The sequence below is a fragment of the Mesorhizobium sp. WSM4871 genome (genome assembly GCF_055811295.1).
Genome location: NZ_JBVVPU010000057.1, coordinates 1 through 643, shown reverse-complemented (window position 1 = coordinate 643; position 643 = coordinate 1). Strand labels below are relative to the sequence as shown.

The following is a 643-nucleotide window of genomic DNA, read 5'->3' as shown; positions in this document are numbered from 1 at the left end:
AATATCGCACCTTCCTCAATTGCAATGGTGGCAGGCCTTTGATGAGAACAATCTCGTAGTCTTCATCGAGCAGCCGAACCTGTTCGGGACGCAACAGCGGTGCACCTTGATGTGAATTCTGGATGTTCCAATCGAACGTTCGCGCCTGGCTGTAGGAAATCGATTGGGCTTGAAATGTGTATTCACCGATGGCTTTGGAAATGTAGGTTGGAGTCGCGTCATCGGCAGTGGCCATGAACACTTGCAGGCCGGTATTGCTCAGAAAATCCTGCTTGCCAGCCTCTCCATAGGCCCCCGTCAGTGCCGAAAGGCTTTGGATGATGAGCATGAAACGACCCTTGTAGCCCGCTATGGTCGTAATTGCGGTCTCGATCGCCTCCAGCTTACCCAAGTGCTTGAACTCGTCGAGCAGAAAGAGAACCTCGTTCTTTTCATCTTGGCGGGGCAGCGACCGCTGTAGAATTGAAACGATTTGCTGAAAGAACAGGCGTATCAAAGGCGCGATCACCTCAAGGTCGTTCGGACCGACGCACAGATAGATGCACGTTCTGCGACGGCGAAGATCATAGACCGAAAAGTCCGAGCGACTTGTCGCTGCCTTTACAGCCGGATCCGCCCACAGATTGAGCCCGCCATCGCCGAG

The 643-nt window shown here is 53.5% G+C and carries 1 protein-coding gene; it reads right to left on the bottom strand.

Going from position 1 to position 643, the window contains the following annotated elements:
* Positions 1 to 643: type IV secretory system conjugative DNA transfer family protein (locus AC0L2H_RS32475; protein ID WP_473593673.1), on the bottom strand; the 643-nt coding region annotated here is incomplete at both ends.